The sequence below is a fragment of the Martelella alba genome, assembly GCF_006516955.1.
GTDB classification, from domain to species: Bacteria; Pseudomonadota; Alphaproteobacteria; order Rhizobiales; family Rhizobiaceae; genus Martelella; species Martelella alba.
In genome coordinates this window covers 352,469-372,617 of record NZ_VHLG01000001.1, presented here as the reverse complement: position 1 = coordinate 372,617, position 20,149 = coordinate 352,469, and the positions used below count along the sequence as shown (strand labels likewise).

Below are 20,149 nucleotides of genomic sequence, written 5' to 3'. Positions count from 1 at the left end.
AGGGCTGAACTGGCGCGATCAGATCGCGCCTGCTTCAACGCCAGTTGGTCTTGGTCAGTTCCACCAGTTCGTCGCCACGGCCGTTCAGGATCGCCCGCATCATGTAGAGGCTGAAGCCCTTGGCATGTTCGAGCGTGATCTGCGGCGGCATGACGAGTTCCTGTTTTGCCGTCATCACATCAAGCAGCACCGGGCCGGGTGTTGCCAGCATTTCGTCGATGGCGGCGGGCAGGGCCTTTGCGTCTTCGACCTTGATACCCTTCATGCCGGCGGCTTCCGCCACTTTGGCAAAATCGGGGCTGGAAAGGTCCGTTGAGTCGGAAATATAGCCGCCAGCCTTCATTTCCATGGCGACAAAGCCGAGCGAGCGGTTGTGGAACACCACCATTTTCAGCGGCAGGTTCGACTGTGTCACAGTCAGGATGTCGCCCATCAGCATGGAAAAGCCGCCATCGCCGCACATGGCGATCACCTGACGCTTCTTGTCGAGGGCCTGGGCGCCGATACCCTGCGACAGCGCATTGGCCATTGAGCCGTGGTTGAAGGAGCCGATCAGCCGACGCTTGCCATTCATGGCGACATAGCGTGCGGCCCAGACGGAGGGCGTACCGACATCGCAGGTGAACACGGCATCATCACTGGCTTTCTCGGAGAGAAGGCGTGCGACATATTGCGGGTGGATCTGGCCCTTTGGTCCGTCATCGGTGGCAAGATCGTCCAGCGCCTTGCGGCTCTTGGCGTAGTGTTTCTTTGCCTCCGTGAGGAACGAGCCGCTGCGATTGCCCTTCAGCTTCGGCAGCAGTGCCGAGATCGTTGCTGCAACGTCGGCCTGAATGCCGAGATCAACCTGCGTATGCGCGCCAAGCGCCTCTGCGCGGTTGTCGATCTGGGCGATCTTGGCCTTGTCGGGATAAAAGGCGCGATAGGGGAAGGAGGAGCCGAGCACCAGCAGCATATCAGCCGATTCCATCGCATGATAACCCGACGAGAAGCCGATCAACCCGGTCATGCCGACATCATAGGGATTGTCATATTCGACGAATTCCTTGCCGCGCAGCGCATGCACGATCGGTGACTGAAGAGTTCCCGCGAGCTCGAGCAGTTCCGTGCGGGCGCCGGCGCAGCCCGCACCGCACAGCAGCGTCACCTTGCCGGCTGCATTCAGCATTTTGGCGAGTTCCGCGACATCGCTTTCCTGCGGCATCATCACCGGCTGTTTCGGTGTATTCCAGCGGATCGGTGTGTCTTCAGGCATGGCTTTCAGCGCAACATCGCCCGGCAGGACGATAACGGCGACGCCCTTCTTGGCAATCGCCGTGCGCATGGCGACTTCAAGGACGCGTGGCATCTGGTCAGGCGTGGAGATCAGTTCGCAGTAAACGCTGCATTCGCGGAAGATTTCCTGAGGATGGGTTTCCTGGAAATAGCCGGATCCGATTTCGGAGGAGGGAATATGAGCGGCAATCGCCAGAACCGGAACATGGTTGCGATTGCAGTCATAAAGGCCGTTGATCAGGTGCAGGTTACCTGGTCCGCAGGAGCCTGCGCAGACAGCGAGCTTTCCGGTCAGCTGAGCCTCGGCGCCCGCTGCAAAGGCTGCTGCTTCCTCGTGCCGCGTGCCGACCCATTCAAGCGTTTTCAGCCGTCCGATGCTGTCGCTCAGGCCATTGAGCGAGTCGCCCGTCACGCCCCAGATGCGCTCAATGCCGGCTTCGCCGAGATAGCGCGCGATGTAATGGGCAATGCTTTCCGCCATATTCAATTCCCTTCAGATTAGTCGCGCCTGTAACGTTCCGCAGCTACGGGGTGGGGCGCTATGCGAGGGGGTCGGACCCTTGCGGGTTGAGGCACCGCCGGTGCACCCGGCGGCGTTGATATTCAAGGTAGCAATGAACCGTAGCTGGTAAAAGACTGGCGGTCTTGCAAAATTATCAAGATGGATCGCTGTTTTGACGGCATTTATTCAAGCCGGGGATTGACAGGGACGACGATCCGGCCACGCACCTTGCCCTGAAGGAAAAGTGGTGCCGTCTTGATGACCTGATCGAAGGCAAGCTCCGTTGTCAGCGCGTCAAGCGCATCGCGATTAAGCTCGTCAGCAAGGCGGGTCCAGGCCTGAATGCGCTCATCCAACGGGCACATCACGCTGTCGACACCTCTGAGCGTGACACCGCGCAGGATGAAGGGCGCGACGCTTGCCGGCAGATCCATGCTGCCGGCAAGGCCGCAGGCAGCGACCGTGCCGCGATAGCGGATCATCGACAGAATATTGGCAAGCACCACGCCGCCGACCACATCGACGCCCCCGGCAAAGCGTTCCTTTGCGAGCGCACGCGGCTTGCCCTCAAATTCCGCGCGTTCCAGCACGGATGATGCGCCGAGACGTTTGAGATAATCGGTTTCCGTGGCTCTGCCGGTGATGGCTGCAACGCTGAAGCCGCGTCCGGCCAGCAAAGATGTGGCGACGCTGCCAACGCCGCCAGTGGCGCCGGAGATAACGATCTCGCCCTGATCCGGTGTCACTCCAGCCTGTTCCAGTGCCATGACGCACAGCATGGCAGTATACCCCGCAGTGCCGATAGCCATCGCCTCACGCATGGAAAGCGCATCGGGAAGCTTGACCAGGAAATCACCACGCACCTTCGCCTGACCGGCAAGGCCGCCCCAATATTTCTCGCCAACACTCCAGCCGTTGAGCACGACACGATCGCCGGGCTTGAAGTCCGGATGGCGGCTTTCGCGGACAATGCCGGAAAAATCAATGCCTGGCACCATCGGGAAGCTGCGTACAACGGGTGAGGCGCCGGTGATGGCAAGGCCGTCCTTGTAGTTCAGAGTCGAAAAAGCGACGTCAACCAGCACATCGCCGTCTTCCGGTGGTTGGATGTCTATGGTCTTTACGGCGACGGTCTGGCCGTCCCCGGATTTCTCGATGAGAATGGCATCGGTCATCTGTCTGATCCTGTCCGTGTTGCAAGTTTCATGAAGCCCTCAATGAACAGGCGAAGCGGTCCGCCATGCCCTTCCAGCCGGGCGCGAAGCACCGCCCCCTCCCAGCCGATCCAGAAATAGGCCGCAAGATCGGAAATGCTTTGATCCTGGCCAATGCTTCCCTCTTTCTGTGCCAGAGCCAGACATTCGGCGGTGCGCGACTCCCAGGCGGTGAGAACCGCTTTCAGCCGTTCGGCAAATTCCGGCACAAGGCTTGGGGCCTCCGGACCTAGATTGCCGATGAGGCAGCCGCGGGTGAAATCATAACGGGCCATGCTCTGCTCGGCGTCCCTGGCAAAGGCTCGGATGCGCTTCAGCGGCGGCAATGTTTCATCGCTCAGCCAGCGATCCAGCTTGGCGGCCATGTAGTCATGATAGGCGGCAATCAGGGTGAGGCCGAAATCCGCCTTGGAGGCGAAGTGATAATAGAAGCTGCCCTTCGGCACGCTGGCCTTGCGCAGGATTTCATCAAGACCGACAGCGGCATATCCGCGCTCGGTCAACAGTGCCAGTCCGGCATTAATCAGGGCCTTGCGCGCCGACTGATCATCGGCGGCGCGCGGCGGGCGGCCGCGTTTCGGTTTCGGGGAAACTGGTGCGATCTCGGTCATTTCTATTTTATAGACCAGTCAGTCTATAAATACAAGGCGATCACAACGCACGAAAACGCGCGTCAGATTGCTGCGAAACCGCGCCCCCTTTTCGGACGTCATGCCTGTGCTTGTCACAGGCATCCAGCCGACGTGCGTCTGCACGGCGAAAGACACTAGTAATGGCCCAATGCTATGAAGAACCTGGATCCCCGTGACGAGCACGGGGATGACGACGGAAGGAGCGGCTGTTCCGCCCCAAGCAGGCAATGTAAACAACTTTGTCAGCAGTCTGACGCGCGACACCGAAGTGCCGCGCGCCTGCGGGGCCTACAAGGGGCGTGTTCGCCCGTTGTGTTCAGAAGCGACGGAAATGATTGGAAATTTCTGTCATTTCTGGTCCTCCAGCCCCAATCCGGTTCAGATATTGGCCAGCAGGTCGTTGACGCGATCCTGCATGTCCTTCAGGGCGTCGTCGACGCTCTTCTGGCCGGTCATGGCGGCGTTCATTTCCTGGCCGATAATGTCCTGAATGGCAAACTGGCGCTGAACGTCACCCGGCAGAGGTGTGCCGATCTGTGCCAGATCCAGCACGGTCGCACGATGCGGCAGGGCCTTGAACTGGTCAGAGTCGAGAACGGCCTGAACAGCTGGCAGGTGGCCGGTGCGGCTCCAGTCATAATCGTGATCAAACATGAATTTGAGGAATTTGCCGATCGCGGCGGTGTCCTCATCCGAACGCTTGACGTTGGAGACGGCAAGGCTGTGCCCGTCGGCATATTGCGAGCGCGGACCGTCGAAGAGCTGCGGATAGGTGTAGACCTCATAGCCGCCCTTGTTGAGCGCCGTCCCGTCCTTTTCCGACTCTGCGTTATAGTCACCGATCACCCAGGTGCCGCCCTCATGGATACCGGCATCGCCAGCCAGAAAGGCATTGAGGGACGCGCCGTAATCGACATCCTTGATGATGTAGCCCTTGTCATAGAGCGTCTTATACATCTCCAGAACGCTCTTGGCTTCGGGGGTTTCGATGTTGATCTTGGTGGGGTCGGCAAAGAAATCCGAGCCCTGCTGCTGCAGATAGGTGTAGAAATCGCGGGTATAGGCTGCGGTTTCGTTTGCGAGCGGCATGGTCATATAGGTCTTGCCGGTCTTTTCCTGGAACTGGGCGGCCTGGCTCATCAGCTCGTCGACGCTGGTCGGCAGGATCGGTGTACCGTCGGGATTGACGAGGCCGGCCTCCTTGAACAGGGCCATGTCGATGTGCCAGAGCTGGCTCCAGTTATCGATCGGCAGACCATAGATCTTGCCGTCACGGGTGACACCGGTGAGGCTTGCCTTGGTGAAGCTGTCGGGTGAGATGCCCTCGGTTGCCAGAAGGTCGTTCAGCGGCATCAGCAGGTTCTTCGAGGCATAGTCGCCCAGCACCGACTGGTGGATGGTGACGACATCCGGCGGATCGCCAGCGGCAAACTGTGCCGTTAGCTGATCATAGCCGGGCCATTCAACGGTGGTGACGTTGACATGAATATCGGGATTTGCCGCTTCGAACGCATTGACCAGCGAGGTGATGATGCCGCATTCGCCGACGGCTTTGGACACGTCGGTATTGGTGCCGAATTCCGCGTCGCAGGCGCCGAAGAAGCGCTGGAACTCGATCGTGGTGTCGGCAAGCGCCGGGCTGGCCGCACAAAGAGCGGCAAGCGAAAGCGCGCCGGCCAGAGTCGATTTCATCCTATGTTTCATATTCTCCTCCACGAGATGGGCTTTTGCCCGCGTTACCCTGCATGAGGGCAGGGCGAAACAATTGGTTGGTCTCACTCCCGCGTCCGCCGGTTGCGGACGCATTCTTTCATTCCGGTTAGTCACTGAGGCGGGCCTTGCTTCAGGAAGAGGCCCGCCGCGCATCATTTTTCCGCCGCACCGGAAACGGCGGTGACGATGTATTTCTGGAAAAACAGATAGACGATCAGGATCGGTGCGCTGGCAAAGACGGCCTGCGCCATCAGGAAGCCAAGCCCCTCTGTCTGGGCAAAGTTCATCTGCGACGAGGCAATGCCGACCGTCAGCGTGTACATTTCCTTCTTGGTTGCGGTGATTAGGGGCCAGAAATAGTCATTCCAGGCGATCAGGAAGGTGAAAATGCCAAGTGTTGCCTGCGCTGGCAGCGTCAGCGGCAGCAGCACCTTCCAGAAAATCTTGAACTGGCTGGCATTGTCGAGCAATGCCGCCTCATCCAGTTCTTTGGGAATGGCGCGGAAGAACTGCGTCATCAGGAACACGCCAAAGGGGGCCGAAAGCCCGGGCAGGATCAGCGCATAATAGGTGTTGTGCAGCCCCATCTTGGCAAAGATCTGGTGCCGTGCGATCAGCACCGCCTGTTCGGGAATGGCAAGACCGAGCAGCACGATCACGAAGACCACGTTGCGGAACGGAAAGTTCAGCCGCGCAAATCCGTAACCGGCAAGCGAGGTCAGCACCAGCACGCCGATGGTGATGCAGCCCGACACGATGATGCTGTTCAACACCCAGCGGAAGACCGAAGAATTGCCAAAAATGTTGAAGTAGTTCTTCAGCGTATAAGGGCCATGGAACACGGAATTCATATTGGCCATGAGTTCCGCATTGTCCTTCATCGACAGGGCCAGAACCCAGATTACTGGTGCCACCATGGCAAGCGCCAGAACGATAACGGCACCAAGGATCAGGCGGTCGCCGAGCGTGTTCTTCTTGGAAAGACCGAAACTTGCCATCAGCTGTCTCCCTTCCTGCGCGAGATCACGAACTGCGCCATGGCCGCAACCAGGATCAGTGCGAACAGCACTTCCGATGCCGCAGCGCCAAGACCGATATCCCAGCGGGTGAACGCCATCTGATAGATGTAGAGAACGATTGGCAGGGATTCATTATTCGGGCCGCCCTGCGTCATCAGCCGGGCCTGGCCGAAGAGCTGGAACTGCATGACGATCTGAATGATCACGACGAGAATGATGGTCCGCTTGATCGAGGGCAGGGTAATGTACCACAGCGTGCGCCAGCGACTGGCATTATCAAGGGCGGCAGCCTCGTAGATCTCCTTGGGGATCTGCTGAAGGGCTGAAAGATAGAGCATCATCGGCAGGCCGATGCACCACCAGACTGTGGCAATGGCGATGCCGATCATCACCAGATCGGGATCGGACAGAAAAGCCGGCGGTGTGGCGTCAAACCAGCCGTAAATCGTTGCAAGCAGCCCGTATTGACCGATGAAGACGATGCGCCAGATCAGCGTCACGATGGTGACGGAGAGAACTGACGACGAGAAATAGAGTGTCCTGAGTGCCGCTGCCGTTTTGGTCTGCCGGTTGAGCGCCAGCGCCAGAAACAGGCCGACAAGCGCCAGTGGCGGAACCGTCAGGAACACGAAATAGAAGGTGTTCCAGACCGATTTCAGGAACACGCCGTCATGGGCTAGACGCACATAATTGCCGAAGCCGACAAAGCGGCCGATGGAGAAAGCATCGGCCCGGTGCAGGCTCAGCCAGATGTTCCAGAACATCGGCACCACCAGAAGTGCGATGAAGAACACCAGATAGGGCAGCACGAACAGACCATTACGCCAGCGCGGCGCGTTGATGTTGGCGGTCGCGTTCTGCCTGTTCTTCCCGGTGGAAAGGGCGTCAGACATCGCTCCTCTCCCGCGCTTCATCAGCGCTTGCCGCGTCATTGTGATAGGCCTTGCCGCTTTCATCGAAGAGATGGGCGGCAAATCCGTCAAAGGCGAGGTGAACCTTGTCGCCGATCCTTGCACTGCTCAGGCCGATATCTTCAGCAACAACGATGTCGCCGCTTGCAAGCCGGGTATAGAGCAATGTCCGGTCGCCGAGCCGCTCCAGCACATCAACGGTGCCGCTGGTGGTCGCCGTCTGATCCGTGGAAATGCATTTGACCGCTTCGGCGCGGATGCCGAGCTTGATCGGGCCTGACGGCAGGCCGGCGATTGCAATACCGGTCTGCAGCGCCGAGCCGTCGGGCAGTCTGGCCTTTGCCAGACCGTTTTCGCCGGAAAGCGTTACATCGAGGAAGTTCATGGTCGGCGAACCGACGAAGCGGGCGACGAATTCGCTGACCGGGCGGGTGTAGATCTCCATCGGCGCGCCGATCTGCTCTATTCTGCGGTTGTTCAGCACCACGATCCGGTCTGCCAGCGTCATTGCCTCGATCTGATCGTGGGTGACGAAGATCATTGTCGAGGCAACGCGGTTGCGCAGCTGCGCCAGTTCGACACGGGTTCTGACCCTGAGCGCCGCATCGAGATTGGAAAGCGGCTCATCAAACAGAAAGGCTTCCGGTTCCTTGACGATCGCCCGGCCGATCGCCACGCGCTGGCGCTGGCCGCCGGAAAGCTGCGATGGCTTGCGCGCCAGAAGGTGGCTGATCTCCAGCATGCGGGCGGCTTCCTTGACGCGCGCATCGATCACCGGTTGCTCGGTGCCGATGTTGCGCAGGCCGAAGGCCATGTTCTCTGCGACCGTCATGTGCGGGTAGATCGCGTAGTTCTGGAACACCATGGCAAGGCCGCGCTTGCCGGGCGGCAGATTGTCGATGCGCCTGCCATTGATGCGGATCTCACCGCCATCAACCGCTTCGAGCCCGGCAATCATACGCAGAAGTGTCGATTTCCCGCAGCCTGACGGTCCGAGAAACACCATGAATTCATTGGCGGCGACGGACAGTGAAATATTGTCCAGAACCGTCAGGCTGCCATAGCGTTTGGTGACGCTGTCGATCTCGATCTCCGCGCTCATGACAGCACCTGCTGCGGTTGCGCCGCTGTTGCGCGCGATGCATCAAGCGTTTCGAAACCGGCTTTGTTGGTGTTTTGCCAACCTGTCGGATTTTGTGCCGAAACGGAAACCTGCGTTTCCATTTGCTCCTCCCATGCACGTCCAACGTCGTGATGCAACGTTAGGACGTTTCCCACGTTTGTCAACATGATATTCGATTTAAACCAAGAAACATGGTTTTAAATCAGAGCTTCACCCGGATGAAGCGATAGCTCAATGGCGCGATGGCGGCGGTCAGGCGGCCATCCGAAATCTTCGCGTCCGCCGCCGCTTCGGGCCGGACATTGTCCGGCGCGGAAGCCGTATTGGTGATGTTGATATCCGGGTGGCTGATGAGCTGATCGTCGATCACCGCTTCCGGGGCAAAGCCCTGCAGCACAACATCAAGATCGATGGTTTCGGTGCCGCTGCGATTGACGGCGAAAAGCGCGATATAGCCGTCTTCCGCATTGTGAACGGCGGACACGTCAAGCGTCGGCACGTCACCAATGGCATCAACATGATAGGTCGGGCAATCGACGGCGAGTTTCAGCGCGGTGCCGCGGCCAAAGCGTGAGGCGAAGTAATAGGGGTAGAAGATGGTCTGGCGCCAGGCAGCGCCGCCGGGCTCCGTCATGATCGGTGCGATCACATTGACCAGCTGTGCAAGGCAGGCAATCTTCACCACGTCGGCGCGATTGATGAAGGTGTTGAGAACACAGCCAACCTGCAGCACATCCTCGAAATTATAGTCGTCTTCCAGAAGCGGCGGCGCGAAGGGCCAGCCTTTTTCGCCGGCCAGCGTTGCCTCGTCGCGCTTCTTGGAATGATACCAGACGTTCCATTCATCGAAGGAGATATAGACATCCTTCTTCGAACGCTTCTTGGCCTTGATATAGGTGATGATGCCGGCAACGGTCTCGATATAGCGGTCGAGTGTCAGGCTCTTGGCCAGATAACCGGCCGTGTCCTTCTCGTAATTGTCGAGATACATGTGCAGCGAGATATAGTCGACCTCCTCATAGGTATGGTCGAGCACAGTTGCTTCCCATTCCGGATAGGTCGGCATGGTGGCGGAGGACGAGCCACAGACCACGAGCTCGAGGCTCTTGTCAAAGGAGCGCATTGCCTTGGCGGTTTCATAGGCGAGGCGGCCATATTCATGGGCGGTCTTGTGACCCGTCTGCCACGGGCCATCCATCTCGTTGCCAAGGCACCAGAGCTTCACATTCCAGGGTTCCGCACGGCCATTCTTGCGGCGCAGGTCAGACCATTCGCTGCCGCCCGGATGATTGACATATTCGAGGAAGTTGCGCGCTTCATTCAGTCCGCGCGTCCCGAGATTGATCGCCAGCATCATTTCCGTTCCGACGCTGTCGCACCACTTTGAGAATTCGTGAATGCCAACCTGATTGCTTTCGGATGTGTGCCAGGCGAGATCAAGGCGAACCGGCCGATCCTCCTTCGGGCCGATGCCGTCTTCCCAGTTATAGGCGGAGACGAAATTGCCGCCGGGGTAGCGCACCACCGGAACATCGAGTTCGCGCACCAGATCGGCAACATCCTGACGCATGCCGTCTTCATCCGCTGTCGGATGATCCGGCTCGTAAATGCCGGTATAGACCGCCCGTCCCATATGCTCGACAAAGGAGCCGTAAAGCCTGGGGTCGATTTCGGAAATCGTATAGTCCCGGTGAATGGTGACCGTTGAACGCATGATGACTCCTCCGCATCCAAAAATATGGTTTGAACCAATTTTTGTGAAGAATAGACACCAAAGCCGGACAAGCGTCAAGCATGTTTGGTTGTGATTTACGCTTCAGGTTGCGCTTCGTCGTGCTGACTTGCCAATCCGCAAATGCGGAAAGCTATCTCTGGTCAATGAGCCGAGGGTTTCGCTGCGAACGCGCTTTGCGGTCGGCTATTCTGTTGTAATCCTGAGCACGATATCCTGATCGTAATTGCCAAAACCCTTGCCGAAAATATTGATGCCGCCGGGATGGCGGGCATTGTCGCGCACCGAGATCGACAGCCGGATCGAGTGGTGCTGATCGAGCCTGAGATCGCTCAGTGACATGTCGGAAATCCGCATTCCGTCGACAAAGGAGCCGTTGGCGGTAATCCTGAAACGCTTCAGCATGCCATATTGCGAGCCTTTGAGCTTCCACCAGTCCGGTGTCAGGACACCACGCCGGTCACCGAAATCGCCGGGCGATGTCCACTGGCCGATATCGACACCATTCACCGCGATGGTAATGTCCGAGGGCCAGTTCGGGTTGGTACCCGGCACTTCCGAGGAGAGCTCCATCGAAAACTCGATTTCGCTGATTGCCTGATTGTTGAGCCGGGCATTGTTGGGGAACTGATATTCGATATTGCCGCGGGTAAACCAGATCAGCCCGGCCTTCATGCGGGCGGGGTCAAGAAAGGAATCCGGCACGTCGAGCAGGCCGATAATGCCCTCCGGCGTGCATAATCCGCAAGGCGCGGAGACGTCGAAAGCCGTGTAGAGGCCGACCGGCATGGCTACTTCAATGGCCTGCCGGTCGCGTTCTTCGGCTGGATCACCAAAGGTGATGACGACTTCATCATAAATGCTGGAGCAAACTTTCTGGCTGCCTTTTCTGGCGCGCAGACTTTCGGTCCGGATCAGCCCGGCTTCCTCCAAAAGCTGAACGCTGAGCGAGACGGTTGACTGCGGCAAATTAAGTAACTCACCGATTTCCTTGACATTCAACGGACCCTTCTCGCGCAGAAGCTTCAAAACGGCGATGCGCGCCGGGGCGGCGAGACCCTTGAGGACATGCATGTCCTTCTCAGGGTCGACTACGAGGAAATTGCGGGCCATGCTGCGCCTGATTGCTGCTGTTTCATTGTCAGAAAAGCTTCATATCAGGAATCTTGTGGCAATCAAACCGGCAAACTTGCATCAGTCTGACGCATCCGCCTTCGGGGCCAGTTCGGTCTCGGCAATGTCGGTGATTTCCAGTCCGCTCCCGTCTTTTGTCACCGGCTCGCCGGGAAAAGGCATGATGGCGGCTGCAAGGCCGATATTGCGAAATTCGGTCGGGCTGACGCGGAAATATCGGCGAAACACTTTGGCGAAATAGTTCGGATCGGCAAATCCGGTCAGCCCCGCGACCTCCTTGACACTCAGCTCGCCACTGGAAAGAAGCCGGGTTGCCTGCCGCAACCGGCGCAAAAGCACGAATTCTGCCGGTGGCATGCCTTCGGATTTGGCAAAGAGGCGGGAGAAATGGGCACGGCTGAGGCCCGACACCTCGGCCAGAAGATCGACGGGCAGGGCGGATGACAGGTTGTTGTCGATATAATGGACGACGCGCTTCATCGCCCGATGTTCAACGGCCGGGATCGTCCGCGTGCCGAACACATCGTCATATAGCAGCATGATGGTCTCATAGGCGACCAGTGAAGCGCGCGCCGGGGTCTCAACGCGCGGGGAGAGCAATTCACCAAGGCAGGTGGCCAGTCCGTCAATGGTTGTCTGGCTCAGTTTCAGCACCGGCCCCGAGGTTGCGAGCACCGCCTGCTGGATACGCATGGCTTCCTCACCATTGAGCGAGATCCAGAAAAACTCCCAGTAGCCGCTATCTTCCACCCAGTAGCGGTGATTGCTGGGGACGCAGGTCAGCATGGTATCGCCGGGTTTCAGGCGGAATTCACGATTGTCGAAACGCAAGTTGCCATGGCCGGCAATCGTGTACTGGATCACCGAAAACGGGCTTTGGCCACGGCGGCGTCCATCCCAGTCATAGCTGGAATCCGTTCTGATTTCATAGCCGGCACTGACCGGCATGGCATGCAGGTCCTGGTGCCCGCGTGGTAACGAAATCAATCGGCCGATCGGCGCCTTTGTCTTTAATTCCGAGAGCACAGAATTACCCATGAAAGCATAATCCCTCTCTGTTGCCCTGTGGTTGCCGATGCATAATGGCGCTCGGGAGTTGAAAATACAAGCAGTCGCAGGCGGTGCAGGGAGAGCGCAGCCCTCCAGAAGGGCTGACGGCAGGTCTGATGACAGGCGCAGTTGAATTTACCCAATTTAGAATGATTGAACAAAGGGAGGCGGGCATGAGCGCTTTCAAGATTGCTATTATCGGCGCAGGCAGCGTCGGGTTTACCAAGACGCTTTTCAAGGACATTCTGTGTGTCCCGGAATTTGCGGATATCGAGGTCGCACTGACGGATATAAGCGAAAAAAACCTGACAATGGTCAGGAATATTCTCGAACGGATCGTTGAAGCCAACAATTTGCCGACGAAAATTACGGCAACCACCGATCGGCGCCGGGCGCTGGAAGGTGCGCGCTACGTGATTTCCTGCGTGCGCGTCGGCGGGCTGGAGGCCTATGCCGATGATATCCGTATTCCGCTGAAATATGGTGTCGACCAGTGTGTCGGCGACACGATTTGCGCCGGCGGCATTCTCTATGGGCAGCGCAATATCCCGATGATCCTGGATTTCTGCAAGGATATCCGCGAGGTCGCCGAACCCGGCGCGCGTTTCCTCAACTATGCCAATCCGATGGCGATGAATACCTGGGCTGCAACCGAATACGGCAAGGTCGATACGATCGGCCTTTGCCACGGCGTGCAGCATGGGGCTGAACAGATCACCGAGGTGCTGGGCGCAAAGCCCGGCGAGCTCGACTATGTCTGCTCCGGCATCAACCACCAGACCTGGTTTGTTGATCTGCGCGTGAATGGCCGCCAAATCGGCAAGGATGAACTGATTGCCGCGTTTGAGGCGCATCCGGTCTATTCCAAACAGGAAAAGGTGCGCATTGATGTGCTGAAGCGCTTCGGCGTCTATTCGACGGAAAGCAACGGCCATCTGTCGGAATATCTGCCCTGGTATCGCAAGCGGCCCGACGAAATTACCCGCTGGATCGACATGTCCGAGTGGATCCATGGCGAAACCGGCGGTTATCTTCGTTTCACCGCCGAGAATCGCAACTGGTTCGAAACCGAATATGACGAGTTCCTGCAGGATGCGGGCAAGCCGATCGATCCCGCCAAACGGTCCAGCGAGCATGCCAGCTATATTCTCGAAGGGCTGGAGACGGGGCGGGTCTATCGCGGTCACTTCAACCGCAAGAATAATGGTGTGATCACCAATCTGCCGGCTGACGCGATCATTGAATCGCCCGGCTTTGTCGATCGCTTCGGCCTGAACATGGCTGCAGGCATCACCTTGCCGGAAGCCTGTGCGGCAACCTGTATCGCCTCCATCAATGTTCAGCGCATGTCGGTCCATGCCGCTGTCAGCGGCGATCTTGACCTGCTGAAGCTGGCTGTCCTGCATGATCCGCTTGTCGGCGCCGTCTGCACACCGGAGGAGGTGTGGCAAATGGTCGATGAGATGGTCGTTGCCCAGGCCGAATGGCTGCCGCAATATGCCGATGCGATTGCGGGTGCGAAGGAACGGTTGGCGAAATCCACGCTCAAGACCCGCGACTGGAATGGTGCTGCGCGCCGCGCCATTCGCTCCGTCGATGAAATGCGGGAAGAAAAAGAGGCGTTGCGGGCAGCCGAAAACGCCTGATCTTTCTGAATGCCTGCGGATCCGGTGATGAGGCACCGGGTTCGCATCGCCGTTTTCTGCTGCCAGTGGGGTAGGAGCTCTGACAGCAGAGGCGGATTTTCAAGGAAAGCATGAATTTTCAATGGGAGGAAAGTCGATGCATTTTCATAAACGCCGCCTGTGCCTGACGGGCCTGCTTGCGGCCGGGATTTCAAGCCTAGCAATTGCTTCCGGCGCGTTCGCCTCCGAGGCCACGGTGGTACCGGAACAGCCGCCGGTGCCGGCGCAGGCCAAGATTACCTATGTGCCGCGCAATGCGATCGAGGAATACAAGGCGCTGCCATCTTATTCCGAGCCCGACTGGGTGACGAAGAACTTTGTCGATACCGGCAAGCTGCCGCCGGTCAAGGACCGTCTGCCCAAGGAGCCGCTGGTGTTCAAGACCGGCAATATGCCGGATGGTATCGGCGTTTATGGCGGCACGTTGCGCCATGTCGTTGGCGGCCGGCCGGAGGGCTGGAACTATGCCGCAGGCCAGGCGCAGGGCTGGGGTGGCATCGATATCGAAATGTATGAGTGCCTGACGCGAACCGCGCCGCTCTATCAGGTGGAAGCCGATGATATGGAGCCGCTGCCCAACCTGGCGAAAAGCTGGGACTGGTCGGACGATGGGCACAAGCTGACAATGCATCTGATCGAAGGCGCCAAATGGTCGGATGGCGTGCCGTTTACCGCCGATGACGTGATGTTCTACTGGGACGACAATATCGTTGATCCCAATGTCACGCCGCTCAACGGTGCGACAAAGGAAATGTTCGGCAAGAATACCACCCTGAAGAAGATTGACGACTACACGGTTGAATGGACCTTTGAAGAGGCGTTCCCGCGGCAGTATCTCTTCAACATGGCCTATGGCAATTTCTGCCCCGGCCCGGCGCATATCCTGAAGACCAAGCATCCGAAATATGCCAACACCACCTATGACGAATATCGAAACGGCTTCCCGCCGGAGATGATGAACTTCCCGGTCATGGGGGCCTGGGTGCCGGTGGAATATCGCCCGGATGATATCATCGTCCTCAGGCGCAATCCCTATTACTGGAAGGTCGATGAGGAAGGGCATCAGCTGCCCTATCTCGATGAGATGCATTACAAGCTCTCGACCTGGGCTGACCGTGACGTTCAGGCGATTGCCGGCTCCGGCGACTTTTCCAATCTCGAGCAGCCCGAAAACTTCGTCGTGTCGCTGCGTCGTGCGGCAGAAGAGAGCGCCCCGGCGCGGCTCGCTTTCGGCCCGCGCACCATCGGCTACAATATGCGGCTCAATCTTTCCGGCAATGGCTGGGGTGAGCCGGACGAGCGCGCCCAGGCGGTGCGCGAGCTGAACCGCAACGAGGATTTCCGCAAGGCTGTCACCATGGCGCTCGACCGCCAGAAGCTTGGTGATTCACTGGTCAAGGGACCATTTACCGCCATCTATCCCGGCGGCATCGACAGCGGAACCAGCTTTTATGACCGCCAGTCGACCTATTACTATCCCTATGATCCCGAAGGCGCCAAGGCGCTGCTGGCAAAGATCGGCCTGAAGGACACGGATGGCAACGGCTTCGTCAACTGGCCGGCCGATACGCTGGGCGGCAAGGATGTCGATATCGTTCTGCTGCTGTCGTCTGACTACAACACCGACGTCAATCTGTCTGAAGGCGTGATCGGACAGCTGCAGCAGATCGGCCTTCACGTGATTCAGAACTCCATTGACGGGATCCAGTTCGAATCAAGTCGCTATCGCGGCGATTTCGACTGGATGATCATGCGCAATCCGCCTGAAATGGCTGCTGTCGTACAGGGGACGTCTGGCCTGGCGCCGGTTGGTCCGCGCACCAGCGCCCATCACCGTGCCGGAACCGATGGCACGCTGGACTTGATGCCCTATGAGGATCAGCTCGTCGATATTGTCGACCAGTTCATTGCCACCAATGACAATGCCAAGCGTGCTGAACTGATGAAGGACTATCAAACCGTTGCTACCAAGAATGTTGACACGATCGGGCTCACCGAGTTCCCCGGTGCGCTGATCATCAACAAGCGGTTCCGCAATGTCGCCTCGGGCGCGCCGATCTTCATGTTCAACTGGGCGGAAGATGCCGTCATCCGCGAACGCATGTTCGTGCCGGCTGATCTTCAGGGCGATTATCAGCTCTTCCCCGATACGCTTCCCGGCAAACCCGGCGGCGACGGTCCGGTCAGCGGCTGACCTCAAGGAAAAGCGGCGCGGCGGCCATGAGGGGTCGCCGCACTCATGCAGCAATACCGGCGGACCGCAAGGTGGCGGCTGAAAGGCCGTCACCGGTTCCCGGCAGGCAAGGGACGCTTGAGAACAATGGCGAGATTTCTTCTGGCGCGGATCACGGCGGGTATCGGTTTGCTCTTTGTCCTGAGCATCATCACCTTTGCCATCATCCAGGCGCCACCCGGAGATTACAGCGATCACATCCGGGCCCAGGCGATCAATCAGGGCGGCGCATCGGTCGAGGCGGCAGAAGCGCAGGCTGAGGCTTACCGTGTTGCCCACGGGCTGAACGACCCGCTCCCCGTTCAATATTTCAACTGGATCTCCGGCATCGTGCTTCACGGCGATTTCGGCGAAAGCTTCTATTACAACAAGCCGGTGGCGACCGTGGTCGCCGAGCGCCTGCCGCGCACGCTGGCGCTGGCGCTCACCTGCCACATTCTGGCGTCGATCCTCGGCATCGGTTTCGGCATTCTGGCGGCGACGCGGCAATATTCGTGGATCGACAATGTGTTGTCGGGCGTAGCCTTTCTCGGCATGACGGTGCCGCGCTTTCTGATGGCGCTGATCATCGTCTATGTGCTGGTGTTTCATTTCAACGTTGCCGAAGTCGGCAGTTTCTTCTCCCCGCGTTATGGCGGTGCGCCGTGGTCCTGGGATAAATTCGTCAATCTGGTTCAGCACATCTGGCCGGTGGTGGCGATCGCCACCTTTGGCGGGCTTGCCTATAATATGCGGGTGATGCGCGGCAATCTGCTCGATACGCTCAACATGCAATATGTCGAGACCGCGCGTGCCAAGGGGCTTTCGGAAGGTGCGGTGATCATGCGTCACGCCGTACCCAATGCGCTGCATCCGCTGGTCATGTATCAGGGCGTGGTGCTGCCTTACATGCTCACAGGCGAGATCGAGACGGCAATCATCTTCGCCCTTCCCACGGTTGGTCCGGCCATCGTCGGCTCCATGGGCGTTGGCGATGTTTATGTCACGGCCACCTTCATGCTGCTGCTTTCGGCGATGCTGATCGCCGGCAACATTATCGCCGATCTGCTGCTTGCAGCCCTTGATCCGCGCGTCCGGCAGGCAGGGGGAGCGGCAGCATGACCATCGATACGCTTGAAACGGCGGAAACGGACCGCGATGTCACGACCGCAAAACGCAATGAAACCTATCTGGCACTTGTCTGGCGCCGGCTGAAGCGCTCATGGAGCGGCATGCTAGGTCTGGTTCTGGTGATCTTCCTGCTGGTGGTTGCCATCTTTGCCGATTTCCTGTCGCCGGCCGATCCGCGCGTGACGGGGGAAAGCTATCAGCCGCCGCAGGTCGTCACGGTGTTCGGCGAGGACGGACAGTTCGTCTTCCCGCCACGGGTCTATCCTTACGGTGAAACTGGCGAACTGGACCCGGTGACCTTTCAGCCATTGGTTGGCCTCGATTATGCCAATCCGCAGATCATCGGCCTCTTCGTCAAGGGCGCGCCGCACAAGCTTTTCGGCTTCATTCCGATGGACCGGCATTTCATCGGTGCGACCGATGGCTCGGTGATCCATTTTCTCGGAACCGACAAGCTGGGCCGTGATGTGCTCTCGCGCATTCTCTACGGCTCGCGGATATCGCTGCTGATCGCGCTTACCGTCGTCACGGTCATCACCGTTGTGGGCACCTCCGTCGGCATGACGTCGGGCTATCTTGGCGGGCCGATTGATGCCTGGGTGCAGCGGCTGGTGGAGCTGGTGCTCGCCTTTCCGCAACTGCCTTTCTATCTGGCGCTCGCCTCGCTCATTCCGGTGACGGCACCCACCAAGGTCTTTCTCGGCTTTGTCATCGTCGTCATGTCGGCGCTTGGCTGGGCTCAGATGTCCCGCGAGGTGCGCGGAAAAACCATGGGGCTGGTGCGGATGGACTATGTGCGGGCGGCGATTGCCGTCGGCGCCACGGACCGGCGCATCATCTTCCGCCACATCCTGCCGAATGTGATGAGCCATGTGATTGTCGCGGTGACGCTCGCCATTCCAACCGTCGTGCTGCTCGAAGCCTTCCTCGGCTTCCTGGGCTTTGCCGTCAAGCCACCGATGATCTCCTGGGGGCTGATGCTACGCGATACCTCCAATTATTCGGTGATCGGCGCCTATCCCTGGCTGCTGTCGCCTGTCGGCTTCGTGCTTGTGACCGTCTTCGCCTTCAATGCCTTTGGCGACGGTTTGCGCGATGCGATCGACCCCTATTGAAAAGGACGAGATGATGGCTGAAACGGAATTCACCAGAAACGCGCCGGCGGAACGGCGGGATCTCGCCGAAAAAGACGGTGCCGCGATCATTGATGCGCGCAATGTCGCCGTCGACATCACAGTCGAGGATGGCGTTGTGCAGGCGGTGCGTGATGTCTCCTTCCAGCTCTGGCGCGGCGAGACGATTGCCATCGTCGGCGAGAGCGGCTCGGGGAAATCCGTTACCGCGCGCACGGTGATGGGACTGCTGCCAAAGAAGGCGACGATCGGGGCGAGGGCAAAGATCACCTATGACGGTGCGGATATGCTGGCCTTCTCCGCCCGCCAGCGCAGGCTGATGCGCGGATCGCGGATCTCGATGATCTTTCAGGAGCCGATGAGTTCGCTGAACCCGATCTATACGATCGGCCGGCAGATCATCGAGGCGATCCAGACCCATCGGCGGATGAGCCGGAAGCAGGCGGAGCAGGAAACAATCGAATTGCTGCGGCAGGTGCGCATTCCCGATCCCGAGACGCGGCTGAAGCAATATCCGCATCAGCTCTCGGGCGGGCAGCGCCAGCGGGTGATGATTGCCATGGCGCTGGCCAACAATCCCGACGTGCTGATTGCCGACGAGCCGACAACGGCGCTTGACGTGACGGTTCAGGCGCAGATCCTTGGCCTGATCCGCGAGCTACAGGTCGAGCGCGGGATGGCGGTGATCCTGATCACCCATGACCTGACGGTGGTGCGGCACTTCTCCGATTATGTCTATGTCATGAGCGAAGGCGTGGTGCGCGAGCACAATACGACCGAGGCACTGTTTGCCAATCCGGTTCATCCCTACACGCGCAGGCTTTTGGGGTCAGAGCCGACAGGGCGGGCCAATCCCATGCCGGAAGATGCGAAGATCCTGCTTGAGGGCAAGGATGTCCGCGTTGCCTTTACCCTGCGGCATGGCGGCTTTCTCAAGGCGAGCTACAGCGAGCTCGTCGCCTGCGATGATCTGTCTCTGACGCTCCACAAGGGCGAAACGCTGGGGCTCGTCGGCGAAAGCGGTTCGGGCAAGACCACATTCGGCCATGCGCTGATCCGCCTTTTGCATGCCGATGGCGGCAGTGTCGCCTTTGACGGGCAGAACATCGAGAAGATGAGCCGGACGGAACTCAGACCGTTCCGTTCCCGCATCCAGATCGTGTTTCAGGATCCCTTTGCCTCGCTCAATCCGCGCATGACGGTCGGGCAGATCGTCGAAGAGGGGCTGATCGTCAACAATATAGGCAGGAATGGCCGCGAGCGCGATGAACGGGTGCGCGACGCGCTGGTGTCATCCGGTCTGACCGCCGATATCACCGCGCGTTTTCCGCATGAGTTTTCCGGTGGGCAGCGTCAGCGTATCGCCATTGCGCGAGCAATTGCGCTGGAGCCGGAATTCATTCTGCTTGATGAGCCGACCTCAGCGCTTGATCTTTCCGTTCAGGCCCAGATTATCACGCTTCTGCGCAAGCTGCAGAGCGAGCGGGGCCTGAGCTATCTCTTCATCTCCCATGACCTCAAGGTCGTCCGCGCACTTTGCCACCGCGTCTGCGTCATGCAGCACGGGCGGATCGTCGAGGAGGGCGATGTGAATGCGGTGCTGGAAAATCCCAAGACCGATTACACGCGGCGACTGGTGCGCGCCGCTTTCGAAGTTGCAGCCTGATTCCATGAAAAGGATCA

The 20,149-nt window shown here is 58.9% G+C and carries 16 protein-coding genes; 5 read left to right on the top strand and 11 right to left on the bottom strand.

Features of this window, described 5'->3' with window-relative positions; all coding sequences use genetic code 11:
- Positions 1–34: 34 nt before the first annotated feature.
- The 11 genes from poxB to FJU08_RS01685 form a co-directional block, all read right to left on the bottom strand.
- Positions 35–1,756, bottom strand: a complete 1,722-nt coding sequence (gene poxB / locus FJU08_RS01730) for a ubiquinone-dependent pyruvate dehydrogenase (RefSeq protein ID WP_141147246.1) — start codon at positions 1,754–1,756, stop codon at positions 35–37.
- Positions 1,757–1,959: 203 nt separating this feature from the next.
- A complete protein-coding gene (acuI, locus tag FJU08_RS01725; protein WP_141147245.1) occupies positions 1,960–2,952 on the bottom strand; it encodes an acrylyl-CoA reductase (NADPH) in 993 nt (330 codons plus the stop codon).
- Positions 2,949–3,602 carry an acrylate utilization transcriptional regulator AcuR gene (gene acuR / locus FJU08_RS01720; protein WP_141147244.1) on the bottom strand — a complete coding sequence of 218 codons (654 nt, stop codon included), beginning with the start codon at positions 3,600–3,602 and terminating at the stop codon, positions 2,949–2,951. The genes acuI and acuR overlap by 4 nt, the downstream gene beginning before the upstream one ends.
- A 399-nt stretch (positions 3,603–4,001) precedes the next feature.
- Positions 4,002–5,327: an extracellular solute-binding protein gene (locus FJU08_RS01715; RefSeq protein WP_141147243.1), complete on the bottom strand. Its 1,326-nt coding sequence runs from the start codon at positions 5,325–5,327 to the stop codon at positions 4,002–4,004.
- Positions 5,328–5,488: 161 nt separating this feature from the next.
- On the bottom strand, positions 5,489–6,334 hold the full coding sequence (locus FJU08_RS01710; RefSeq protein WP_141147242.1) for a carbohydrate ABC transporter permease: 846 nt from the start codon (positions 6,332–6,334) through the stop codon (positions 5,489–5,491).
- Positions 6,334–7,248, bottom strand: a complete 915-nt coding sequence (locus tag FJU08_RS01705; RefSeq protein WP_141147241.1) for a carbohydrate ABC transporter permease — start codon at positions 7,246–7,248, stop codon at positions 6,334–6,336. Before FJU08_RS01705 ends, FJU08_RS01710 begins: the two co-directional genes overlap by 1 nt.
- Positions 7,241–8,368, bottom strand: a complete 1,128-nt coding sequence (locus tag FJU08_RS01700) for an ABC transporter ATP-binding protein (protein ID WP_141147240.1) — start codon at positions 8,366–8,368, stop codon at positions 7,241–7,243. Before FJU08_RS01700 ends, FJU08_RS01705 begins: the two co-directional genes overlap by 8 nt.
- Entirely contained in the window at positions 8,365–8,490 is a 126-nt protein-coding gene (locus FJU08_RS23185) for a hypothetical protein (RefSeq protein WP_268932104.1), read from the bottom strand. Before FJU08_RS23185 ends, FJU08_RS01700 begins: the two co-directional genes overlap by 4 nt.
- A gap of 101 nt (positions 8,491–8,591) precedes the next feature.
- Positions 8,592–10,103 (bottom strand): arabinosylfuranosidase ArfA, encoded by a 1,512-nt coding sequence (arfA, locus tag FJU08_RS01695; RefSeq protein ID WP_141147239.1) that lies wholly within the window; start codon positions 10,101–10,103, stop codon positions 8,592–8,594.
- 204 nt (positions 10,104–10,307) lie between these two features.
- A complete protein-coding gene (locus FJU08_RS01690) occupies positions 10,308–11,234 on the bottom strand; it encodes an ArsR/SmtB family transcription factor (protein ID WP_141147238.1) in 927 nt (308 codons plus the stop codon).
- A gap of 81 nt (positions 11,235–11,315) precedes the next feature.
- Positions 11,316–12,293 carry an AraC family transcriptional regulator gene (locus tag FJU08_RS01685; RefSeq protein ID WP_141147237.1) on the bottom strand — a complete coding sequence of 326 codons (978 nt, stop codon included), beginning with the start codon at positions 12,291–12,293 and terminating at the stop codon, positions 11,316–11,318.
- A 185-nt stretch (positions 12,294–12,478) separates the two neighbouring features.
- On the opposite strand from FJU08_RS01685, the gene melA reads away from it, so the two are divergent.
- From melA to FJU08_RS01660, 5 genes are all read left to right on the top strand, one after another.
- On the top strand, positions 12,479–13,951 hold the full coding sequence (gene melA / locus FJU08_RS01680; protein ID WP_141147236.1) for an alpha-glucosidase/alpha-galactosidase: 1,473 nt from the start codon (positions 12,479–12,481) through the stop codon (positions 13,949–13,951).
- A gap of 136 nt (positions 13,952–14,087) precedes the next feature.
- On the top strand, positions 14,088–16,184 hold the full coding sequence (locus FJU08_RS01675) for an ABC transporter substrate-binding protein (RefSeq protein ID WP_141147235.1): 2,097 nt from the start codon (positions 14,088–14,090) through the stop codon (positions 16,182–16,184).
- Positions 16,185–16,310: 126 nt separating this feature from the next.
- Positions 16,311–17,324, top strand: a complete 1,014-nt coding sequence (locus FJU08_RS01670) for an ABC transporter permease (RefSeq protein ID WP_141147234.1) — start codon at positions 16,311–16,313, stop codon at positions 17,322–17,324.
- Entirely contained in the window at positions 17,321–18,448 is a 1,128-nt protein-coding gene (locus tag FJU08_RS01665; RefSeq protein ID WP_141147233.1) for an ABC transporter permease, read from the top strand. The genes FJU08_RS01670 and FJU08_RS01665 overlap by 4 nt, the downstream gene beginning before the upstream one ends.
- Positions 18,449–18,461: 13 nt before the next feature.
- A complete protein-coding gene (locus FJU08_RS01660; RefSeq protein WP_141147232.1) occupies positions 18,462–20,132 on the top strand; it encodes an ABC transporter ATP-binding protein in 1,671 nt (556 codons plus the stop codon).
- Positions 20,133–20,149: the final 17 nt, after the last annotated feature.